Below are 9,451 nucleotides of genomic sequence, written 5' to 3'. Positions count from 1 at the left end.
GGGCCGACGGTAAAACGGGCTCCTGCACGGCCTCGATCATTTCCCGGGACTATATTTTGACGAACCATCATTGCGTGCCGGGCAAGGATGAAGCGTCACGCCCGGTCCGGGCCTTGTTGCTGATGAACTACTATGACGAGACCCGGTCCGATGAAACAGTCCGTTACGACGTGGACATCCGTCCGGTGGAAACCAGCCAATGGCCGGATTACAGCATCCTGCGGGTTGCCGGGAACCCGGCGGCGCGCTTCGGTGCCTTGACGCTGCCGGTCACGGCGCCGTTGCCGAGCGAGCCGCTGATCATGTTCCATCATCCCCTGGGGCAGCCGATGGTGTTGAGCGCCAAGGGCTGCCGGGTTGGGGCCCGCCCGATCGACGGCGACGGCCAGTTGATCCACTATTGCGACACGGACCAAGGGAGTTCGGGTGCGCCGATCCTGGATATGAACGGAAGCCGACTGATCGGGCTGCACTACGCCGGCAACACCGGGTTCAATCTCGCGGTGCCGATGGTCCGCTTGCGGCAGCAGAGCGTGATCCTGGCGCAGTTGTTTCCGGACCAAAGCCCACCACCGGTTCGCCGGGCTGAGGAGACAGCACCGCCACCGCCTCCAGCCCAAGCCCAAGCCACGGGACCCCGTGTGATCCGGGATTGCGCGGAATGCCCAGAGATGGTGGTGGTTCCGCCGGGAGAATTCATGATGGGGTCGCCGGAGGGCGAGCCTGGTCGACAGGACGAGGAAGGCCCGCAGCATCGTGTCACGATTGGCCAGGAGTTTGCGGTTGGCCGCTACGCTGTGACGTTTGAGGAGTGGGATGCGTGCGTGCTGGATGGTGGGTGTGGGGGCTACAGCCCTTCGGATAGGGTGTGGGGCCGTGGTCGTCGCCCGGTGATCAACGTGAGCTGGAATGATGCGACGAGCTATGCCGTGTGGCTGTCGCGGAAGACGGGTCAGCATTATCGTCTTTTAAGCGAAGCGGAACGGGAATACGTGACGCGCGCTGGCACGAAGACGCCTTTCAGCACGGGGGACCGGATCACCACGGATCAAGCAAACTTTAATGGAAGTGGTACCTACAACGGCAGTGCGACGGGCGTTTACCGTCGGCGGACGGTGGAGGTCGGGAGCTTTAAGCCGAACGCCTTCGGGTTGTACGACCTGCATGGGAATGTGCGGGAATGGGTTGAGGAGCTCTGGCACCCTGACTATCGGGGTGCTCCTACTAACGGTTCGGCATGGACAACTGAAACCTGGGCATTGGGCGTCCTTCGCGGCGGTTCCTGGTTCGACACTCCGGACAACCTGCGTTCGGCAAACCGCTTCAGGAGCTTCCCCAACGACCGGAGCTTCGGCTCCGGCTTCCGGGTAGCGAGGACACTCACGCCTTGAATCTTCACCGCTTTACCCCTTCTTGTGTGTTTGTGGCAGGCGACCTCGGTTTGGGAGGGTCCAGGGAGGGGTATGCCCCTCCCTGGTCGCGCGAGCGACCGGAATCGGTGCATTGCCCATGAGTGAACCGTTGCTTTTGCCTGAGCGCGCAGATCATCAATATGGCCCACTGGCTGGGGCATGTCGCCCGCTGCCGGTGGATAGGGCCGGGCCTGCCGGAAAACCGCCGTGACTGTGAAGACGGTGATGGAGCGAGACGACAGCCCCAACAGCTGAGACTATTGGCTGGGTGATGGCGCGAAACGGTCTCGCCGACACAAAGAGATGGAGCGCATCGACGTGCGAGCTGACACCGGCCAGCAGGGTCAATGGAACGTGGCGCAAGAGGGCGGCGACTTAACACCGCGCGAGCGGGCGCTGATCCGCAACGAATTCATGGTGCGCTTTGGGCAAGCCCCGAGCCTTGCCAGCGGCATCCTGGTGAAGCGGTGGGCCACTGGACCCAACAAGGGGCAACCGAAACCGGGAACGGTCATTCAGGGGATGCTGGATCGTGGGTTGATGGAATTGCGGGATGATGGTGGCCATTGGCTGAGGGCCAGGTTTACCGAGGCTGGCTTCGCTGCCCTACGCCTGATGGCCAAGGATGCACGCGTCCTTCCGCCGGGCGATTACCAGCATCTCATCGACGAGCTCAGAACCGTATAGCGAGAGGATCGGGATAAGACGTCGGTATAAAACGAGTACCCCATGACCCGGAAACGACGCGGGCCGCCGGTGGGGTGTCGGCGGCCCTGTTGTCGCGGAACGGTGCGCTGATATGCGCACCCCATCGACCGGCCCCCTTCATTTGGACCGCATCTGCCCGGTTGGCGGTGGGGTGATCTCAGCCCCGGCGTTGTCAGGTGAGCAAGGCGGGTTCGCCCACGGTCAGGGGAAAGGTTGCGCCATATAACAGTTACTGTTATAGTTACCGTCATGAGCGATACCCGCGCACCTCGCATCCGCCCCGCATCGTGGCTGGTCCGCAACCAACTCGCCGCTCTGTCGCGGACGGATTTGCAGGCTGTCGTGGTCGCGGTTGCGCTTCACGGGGACCGGCCTGACATCTCCACCGGCGAGGCTGAGTTCAGCGATCAGCCCGATCTCGGCTTCCCCTGCACCAAGGTGGTGGTGCGCAGAGGCGTCCGGGCCATCGGTATCACGGCGGCGTTCGTTGTCGAATTCAACGACGGTGTCACCGTCGTGCTGTTCATCAAGGAAGGCCGCAATCTCTCGCTGCGCGACCGCAACGACATCAGAGCGGCATACGAAGAAGAACTGAGGAGGCGGGGCGATGTCGAAGGCTGACGTGCAAGGGTTCTTCGAGGAGGTCGGTTTGGCCGACGCCGAGGAACTGGCGGTCAAGACCCAGGCCGTGCTGGTGGTGAGCAAGGGGCTGCACGACCAGGGCCTGTCGCAGGCCGAATTTGGTCGACGGATCGGGTGGAAGCAGCCGGTGGTGTCCTCCCTCGTGCGGGGCGAACTGGACCTGTTCAGCTGGAACCGCATCAATCAGGCTTTGAAGCCTTTCGGGAAGCAGATCAGGATCCACTATGAACTGGCGGATTGCGATGCGACCGAAGCGTGATCCGGACCGACAGACGCCGGGGATGCCGATCGCCATGCCCAGTCGCACCAAAAACAGGCGCTGCCTTCCCACCGCCGCGTCGCGCCCGCTGTCGCGGGCGACCATGGGGGGCCGAGGAGCAGGCGGTCACTCTTCAAGCGACCGCAACAGGTCGGTGTGATCGGTCAATCGGTCGGCGATCAGGTGGATGACGTCGCCCTCGATCTGCACGCGACCCGTCACGGCCATCATCCGGGCACCCAGGATGATCCGGCGCTGCTGCTCGAAGAGCTTTTTCCAGACGATGACGTTGGCGATGCCGGTCTCGTCCTCCAGCGTGATGAACAAAACCCCGTTGGCGCTGCCCGGTCGCTGCCGGACCAGAACCAAACCGGCCACCGTCACCCGGCGTCCGTCCCGCGTCCGGGCGAGATCAGCGCAGGCGATGATGCCCTGTCCTGTCAGGTCCTGACGCAGGAGAGCAACCGGATGGCCGCGCAGACTCAAGCCGGTCATCGTGTAGTCGTCGACCAGCTCACGGCCCGCGCTCATGGGCCTGAGCGTCACCACCGGCTCGTCGGCCTCCCGCTCGGCCCCGGCGGCGGCGAAGAGGGGCAGGGCCTCATCCCGGAGCGCGCGGATGGCCCACGCGGCTGCCCGGCGCGTCAGCCCCAGTCCCGTGAAGGCGTCGGCAGCCGCCAGCAGGCGCAGCACCGCCACCGGCACACCCGCCCGGTGCCATAGGTCATCAACGCTGGCATAGGGCCGGTCCTCGCGGGCGGCCACAATCCCGGCACCGGCGGCGTTGGCCAGTCCTCTCACCAGTCGGAATCCGAGGCGGACCGCCAACCTGCCCTGCCCCACCGATTCCAGCGTGCAGTCCCAGCGCGACGCGTTGACGTCCACCGGTCGAACCTCGACACCGTGCTCGCGCGCATCACGGACGATCTGGGCGGGCGCGTAGAAGCCCATGGGCTGGGCGTTCAGCAGTGCGGCGCAGAACACCTCCGGATGGTGACGCTTCATCCAGGAGGACGCGTAGGCGATCAGCGCGAAGCTCGCCGCGTGGCTTTCCGGGAACCCGTAGGACCCGAACCCCTCCAATTGCTTGAAGGTGTGCTCCGCATACTCCCGGCTGTAGCCGCGCGCCACCATCCCGTCGACAAGCTTGGCCCCAAAGCGGCTGACCCCGCCGGTGAGTTTGAAGGTGGCCATGGCCCGCCGCAGCTGGTCGGCCTCGCCGGGCGTGAATCCGGCGCACTCGATCGCCACCCGCATCGCCTGTTCCTGGAAGAGCGGAACGCCCAGCGTCGAACCCAGAACCGCTTGCAGCTCGGGCGTGGGATAGTCGACCGGCTCCAGCCCCTCGCGGCGGCGCAAATACGGATGCACCATGTCGCCCTGGATCGGGCCCGGGCGGACGATCGCCACCTGGATGACAAGGTCGTAGAAGGTCCGTGGCTTGATGCGCGGGAGCATGGCCATCTGGGCGCGGCTTTCGATCTGGAAAACGCCCAGCGTGTCGGCCCGCCGAATCATCGCGTAGGTCGCCGGGTCCTCGGCCGGGATGCTGGCCAGGTCCATGCGCACGCCCTTGTGCTCCGCCAGCAACTCGAAGGCCCGCCGCATGCAGCCGAGCATCCCCAGCGCCAGGATGTCCACCTTCATCATCTTGAGGGTGTCGATGTCGTCCTTGTCCCATTCGATGACCTGCCGGTCCTCCATGGCGGCGGGTTCGATGGGAACCAGCTCGTCCAGCCGGTCCCGGGTGAGAACGAAACCGCCGGGATGCTGTGACAGATGCCGGGGCGTGCCCATCAGTTGCCGGGCAAGCTCCAGGGTCAGCCTGAGACGCCGGTCGTCGTGGTTCAGGTTCAGCGCGGCGATGCGGTCGTCCGCCACCCATTCGTCCGACCAGGACCCGATCTGATTGGCCAGCAGCGCCGTCAGATCCTCGCTCAGCCCCATCACCTTGCCGACGTCGCGCAGCGCACCGCGCGCCCGATACCGGGTGACCACGGCGGTCAGGGCGGCGCGGTGGCGGCCATAGGTCTCATAGATCCATTGGATGACGATCTCACGGCGATCGTGTTCGAAATCGACGTCGATGTCCGGCGGCTCCCGGCGTTCGGCCGACACGAAGCGCTCGAAGAGCAGGTTGTGCTGTTCCGGGTCGATCGAGGTGATGCCCAGGACATAGCAGACGGCGGAATTGGCGGCCGATCCCCGCCCCTGGCACAGGATGCCGCGCGACCGGGCGAAGCGGACGATGCTGTGGACGGTCAGGAAATAGGGGGCGTAGCCCAACCGGTCGATCAGGCGCAGTTCATGCTGAAGCGTTCCCAGCACCTTGTCGGGGATCCCCTGCGGATACCGGCGGCACGCCGCGTCCCAGGTCAGCCGCTCCAACGACTGCTGCGCCGTCAGGCCGGGACTCACCACTTCCTCCGGATATTGGTACCGAAGCTCGTCCAAACGGAACCGGCAGCGCTCGACGATCTCCAGCGTTCGGGCAACGGCGTCAGGGTGGCGGGCGAACAGACGGGCCATTTCCGCCGGGGGCTTCAGGAAGCGGTCGGCGAAGCGCTCCCGCCGAAAGCCCGCCTGGTCGATGGTGCAGCCCTCGCGGATGCAGGTGACGACGTCCTGCATGATCCGCCGTTCCGGCACATGGTAGAGAACGTCGTTCGTGACCACCGTCGGCACCTGGTGGGTCATGCCCAGGTCGGACAGGCGTTGCAGGCGCAGGGCGTCGCCCGGTCGCCGCCGGAGCGCCAACGCCAGGTAGCAGCGTCCAGGAAACGTCTGGTGCAGCCGCTCCAGTTGCCGCGCGCAGCGGTCGTCCGCTTGATCGGGGACCAGGATGGCGAGCAGGCCCTCGGCCCAATCAACGATGTCCTCCCAGGACAGATCGCAGGCTCCCTTCCCGGCCCTCGCCTTGCCGATGGTCAGAAGGCGGCAGAGCCGCCCGTAGCCCGCACGGTCCATGGGGTACAGCAGCAGAACCGTGCCGTCGGCCAGATCGACCCGCGCTCCGACCATCAGCCGCACCCCGGTCTGCCGGGACGCCTCATGGGCTTGCACAATCCCAGCCAGTGAGTGGCGGTCCACAATGCCCAGAGCGGCGATGCCCAAGGTCGCCGCTTGCGCGAACAGGTCCTGCGGCGACGACGCGCCGCGCAGGAAGCTGAAGTGGGTGGTCGCCTGAAGCTCCGCGTAGGCTGGGGTGACGGCGCTCATCCGAACAGCCCGTGAATAAACCAGCGCATTGGACCGGTTTCCGGACGGTCCTCCCAGGACCGGTAGAGCCAGTAGCGTCCACCGTCCTGATCCTCGACGGCGTAGTAGTCGCGCGCGGCCGCCATCTCGCGGTCTCGCCGCCACCACTCACCATGAACGCGCTCCGGGCCGTCGGCGCGCTTGATGAGCCGACGCACGCCACGCCAGGTGAAGGCCAGCGGCGGGTGATCGGGCAGCAGGGCCATGGTCTCGATCGGTTCCGGCGGCGTCAGCAGCCGCCCTGGTCGGGGCCAGTCTGGCAGCCAATTCCGCCCCGTCGGCGGGGACAGGGGCGGCACACGCGTCAGGCAACGCTCCGGAACGTCGCTTTCGACGGGCACCAGGCGGTAGAGCCGGTCATGGCCGATCCGGTTTCCAAGGATGTCGATCAAGGCGGCAAGGTCCGCCGTGTCGACCGCAGTGTCCAAAGCGGTCCCGGCCAAGGAGAGGTGTCCAACCGGCTTCGGCGCGAGCGCTTCGGTGAGCGTCGCCGTGAGATCGGCGCGCTCAATGCCCCATCCTGGGTCGATGCGGTCGATGCGGTCGGTCAACAGCCGGGTGAGGTGTGCGGCGGAGCGAACAGGCTGAGCGGTTCCAAGCTGGACATCCTGCCGCGATCCGTCCACACGGTGCAGCCGCAGATCGAGGCTGCGCGCGCCCAGTCCCCGTCGCTCCAAACGATGGCAAAGCTCCGTGACCAACGCGGACAGGACAACCCGCAAAGCCTCCGCCGTGCTGATCGGTTCGACCAGGCTGTGGGTGATCGTGATGACGTCGGCCACGGCAACCGGCGTCAGCGGTTCATCGATGCGCCCGAACATCTGGTCCAGCCGCCGCAGCAACGCGGTTCCGAAGCGATGCACCAGGGGCGCGCGGGCTGTCTGTTCCAGATCGCCGACGGTGTCAAAGCCAAGCCGTCTCAGCGCGACCACCGTCTCGCCCGGGACGCGCAAGGCGGCCACGGGCAGGCCATGGAGGAGATCGAGCCCATCGTCGGCGATGACGACGGGTCGATGACCGAAACGGGCAAGGGCACCGGCGGCACCGGGTGTCGCGGCGACGGCGGCCCTTGCGGTCACTCCCATGGCCGCGAGGCGCTGGATCACGTCGTCGAGCAGCGCTCGTTCCCCGCCGACCAGGTGGCTGGCACCGGTGATGTCGATCCACAGCCCGTCCGGTGGATCGATCGACGCGATGGGGCTGTAGCGCAGCGCCCATTGCGCCAGCCGCTGGAGACCGTCCGTATCCGCGTCGGGGTCGGCATCGACCACCAGAAGGGTCGGGACCAGCGCTCTGGCCTTGGCCAACGGCATGCCCGGGCGCAAACCCAGGCGATGCGCGGTGGCGTCCGTGGCGGTCAGGAGGCGCGCGCTGCCGACGTCGGCGATGACGAGGGGATGATCGGCAGGAACAGACGCGTCAGCCGACGCGCCGTTCCGCGTAAGACGGTCCTGTGCCCGCCTGCCCGTCGCGCGCAGCCGGTCGGTGGGCCATCTGGGCAGGCAGACAGAGACGACCCGTCGCATCACATCCCTCCAGTTCCCATTCCCCGACCTTGCCACTCCGGCACCTGACCAACTCGACACGCCAACGTGGTCGACCGATCCCTGGCACCGGTCCTGTCACCAGCGGAGAGGTGGATGGCAGTGCCGTGACCCGCCAGCGCGTCAGGGAGGCCGTGGGTTGGCTGAATTCCGCCGTCGCTGACTGTGGCCGGCGTCGCAACAGAACCGCGGTCACCCCCGACTGCTCGGCGGCAATCTGCAATCGACGCGAGGCGACCATGGGCAGCCGGGACAATTCGCCGACGACGACCGCCAGGCTGCGGTGGCGCAACCCTTCCTCGATCAGCAATGGGAGCATCCGTTCGTCCGGCGCTTCGCCATAGATGACACGGTCCGGTTCCAGGCCGACCTGAGCCAAGGCGGGAGCGTACAGGTCGGGCATCCGCAGACACCACAGCACCGGGCCTGATGCACGGGCAACGATTCCGGCAACGAAGAGGGTCGCTGCGGCGATGTGGGACGGCCCCACATCGCCATCGCTCACCTCGTGCACGGCACCCAGCGGCAGGCCGCCTCCCGGCAGGTGATGGTCGATCACTGGCAGGCCGAAGGGCAGCACGCGCTGGGGAGGGCCTCCACCCGTTTCGATTTGGCGGATGCGAGTTCTGAGATCCTGCAGTGTCGGGCGCGGGTCAGGAGGCATGTCTTAATAGACGAAGGGAAAAGGAATGTATTCCCTATTTGTTCCCAAATGCAGGAGCGCTGTCAAGTTCGGGCGTCCGATCCCTTGCTCAGATATCGTCAACGAGCGTGGTGGGAATTTGCTGATCGTCCAGGGGGTGGGGCAAGCCCCGAGCCTTGGCGGCGGCATCCTGGTGAAGCGGTGGGCCACCGGGCCGAACAAGGGGCAACCGAAGCCGGGAACGGTCATTCAGGGGATGCTGGATCGTGGGGCGATGGAATTACGGGATGATGGTGGCCATTGGCTGAGGGCCAAGTTTACCGAGGCAGGCTTCGCTGCTCAACGCCTCATGGCCAAGGACGCACGCATCCTTCCGCCGGGCGATTGGAAAAATCTCATCGCCGAGATCAGAACCGCATAACAAGAAAATTGGATCAATGTCTTGATCCATCATTCGGACATTATATATCAATATTGTTCTGATGAGTATCTAGAGACCTCAGAAAAATATTTGCATGAAGATACCCATGATTGACAATGTGAGTCGCTATGATAATTTCATGGCCGAGACATTCTTCAAGACACTGAAATCTGAACTTATCTGGAGAATGGTTTTCCTGTCATGATCGCAGGCAGACCGTGCCATTGGTGCAATCTCCAACGGATTCTATAATCCCACACGGCGGCACACCGCCTTGGGAAACGAAAGTTCGCGACCAACGCCTGACGGCGGAAAAATGCCTCTTCTCTTTTCCAGGGCAACTCCACCGCACCCGACCTTTTCGCCAAGCCAGTTCTCTTTTCCCTTGCGCCACAGCGGTCGCACACACATGACGGTGCCGGTCAGCCTTCGATGGGGGCCAGCAAGACGTCCAGATCGTCGGCGGTCAGCACATCCGCTTCCGTCGCCGTCGCGTCATAGACCGCTTCGCCCAACTGGCGTTTGCGCTCCTGAAGGGTGAGCATGCGCTCCTCCACCGTGCCG

Annotated in this window: 8 protein-coding genes; 5 read left to right on the top strand and 3 right to left on the bottom strand. The window is 65.2% G+C overall.

What is annotated here, in order from left to right:
• The 4 genes from EJ903_RS22540 to EJ903_RS22525 all read left to right on the top strand — a co-directional run.
• A partial coding sequence (locus EJ903_RS22540) for an SUMF1/EgtB/PvdO family nonheme iron enzyme (protein ID WP_210211515.1) occupies window positions 1–1,391 on the top strand: 1,391 nt, incomplete at its 5' end.
• Between the two features lie 324 nt (window positions 1,392–1,715).
• On the top strand, window positions 1,716–2,099 hold the full coding sequence (locus EJ903_RS22535) for a hypothetical protein (RefSeq protein ID WP_126619701.1): 384 nt from the start codon (window positions 1,716–1,718) through the stop codon (window positions 2,097–2,099).
• 270 nt (window positions 2,100–2,369) lie between these two features.
• Complete coding sequence (locus EJ903_RS22530) at window positions 2,370–2,741, top strand: hypothetical protein (protein WP_126619699.1); 372 nt, start codon at window positions 2,370–2,372, stop codon at window positions 2,739–2,741.
• On the top strand, window positions 2,728–3,021 hold the full coding sequence (locus EJ903_RS22525; RefSeq protein WP_126619697.1) for an XRE family transcriptional regulator: 294 nt from the start codon (window positions 2,728–2,730) through the stop codon (window positions 3,019–3,021). Before EJ903_RS22530 ends, EJ903_RS22525 begins: the two co-directional genes overlap by 14 nt.
• A gap of 126 nt (window positions 3,022–3,147) precedes the next feature.
• Here EJ903_RS22525 and EJ903_RS22520 read toward each other — a convergent pair whose 3' ends face one another.
• The 3 genes from EJ903_RS22520 to EJ903_RS22510 are packed head-to-tail and all read right to left on the bottom strand — an operon-like array spanning window position 3,148 to window position 8,403.
• Window positions 3,148–6,240: an error-prone DNA polymerase gene (locus tag EJ903_RS22520; RefSeq protein WP_126619695.1), complete on the bottom strand. Its 3,093-nt coding sequence runs from the start codon at window positions 6,238–6,240 to the stop codon at window positions 3,148–3,150.
• On the bottom strand, window positions 6,237–7,805 hold the full coding sequence (locus tag EJ903_RS22515; RefSeq protein ID WP_126619693.1) for a Y-family DNA polymerase: 1,569 nt from the start codon (window positions 7,803–7,805) through the stop codon (window positions 6,237–6,239). Before EJ903_RS22515 ends, EJ903_RS22520 begins: the two co-directional genes overlap by 4 nt.
• Window positions 7,699–8,403 (bottom strand): ImuA family protein, encoded by a 705-nt coding sequence (locus EJ903_RS22510; RefSeq protein WP_342772189.1) that lies wholly within the window; start codon window positions 8,401–8,403, stop codon window positions 7,699–7,701. Before EJ903_RS22510 ends, EJ903_RS22515 begins: the two co-directional genes overlap by 107 nt.
• A 109-nt stretch (window positions 8,404–8,512) precedes the next feature.
• Here EJ903_RS22510 and EJ903_RS22505 point away from each other — a divergent pair, with 109 nt between their 5' ends.
• On the top strand, window positions 8,513–8,887 hold the full coding sequence (locus tag EJ903_RS22505) for a hypothetical protein (protein ID WP_126619689.1): 375 nt from the start codon (window positions 8,513–8,515) through the stop codon (window positions 8,885–8,887).
• Window positions 8,888–9,451 lie beyond the last annotated feature (564 nt).

Origin of the sequence: Azospirillum griseum (genome assembly GCF_003966125.1) — a bacterium.
In the GTDB taxonomy this organism is placed as follows: domain Bacteria; phylum Pseudomonadota; class Alphaproteobacteria; order Azospirillales; family Azospirillaceae; genus Azospirillum; species Azospirillum griseum.
The sequence above is the reverse complement of the archived record's forward strand: the minus strand, read 5'-3'. Positions and strand labels throughout refer to the sequence as shown.

What these genes read in the sequence shown, in the direction of transcription:
- EJ903_RS22535 (WP_126619701.1), top strand. Translation starts at nt 1,716, where the DNA reads ATGGAGCGCATCGACGTGCGAGCTGACACCGGCCAGCAGGGTCAATGG.
- EJ903_RS22530 (WP_126619699.1), top strand. Translation starts at nt 2,370, where the DNA reads ATGAGCGATACCCGCGCACCTCGCATCCGCCCCGCATCGTGGCTGGTC.
- EJ903_RS22525 (WP_126619697.1), top strand. Translation starts at nt 2,728, where the DNA reads ATGTCGAAGGCTGACGTGCAAGGGTTCTTCGAGGAGGTCGGTTTGGCC.
- EJ903_RS22520 (WP_126619695.1), bottom strand. Translation starts at nt 6,240, where the DNA reads ATGAGCGCCGTCACCCCAGCCTACGCGGAGCTTCAGGCGACCACCCAC.
- EJ903_RS22515 (WP_126619693.1), bottom strand. Translation starts at nt 7,805, where the DNA reads ATGCGACGGGTCGTCTCTGTCTGCCTGCCCAGATGGCCCACCGACCGG.
- EJ903_RS22505 (WP_126619689.1), top strand. Translation starts at nt 8,513, where the DNA reads ATGTATTCCCTATTTGTTCCCAAATGCAGGAGCGCTGTCAAGTTCGGG.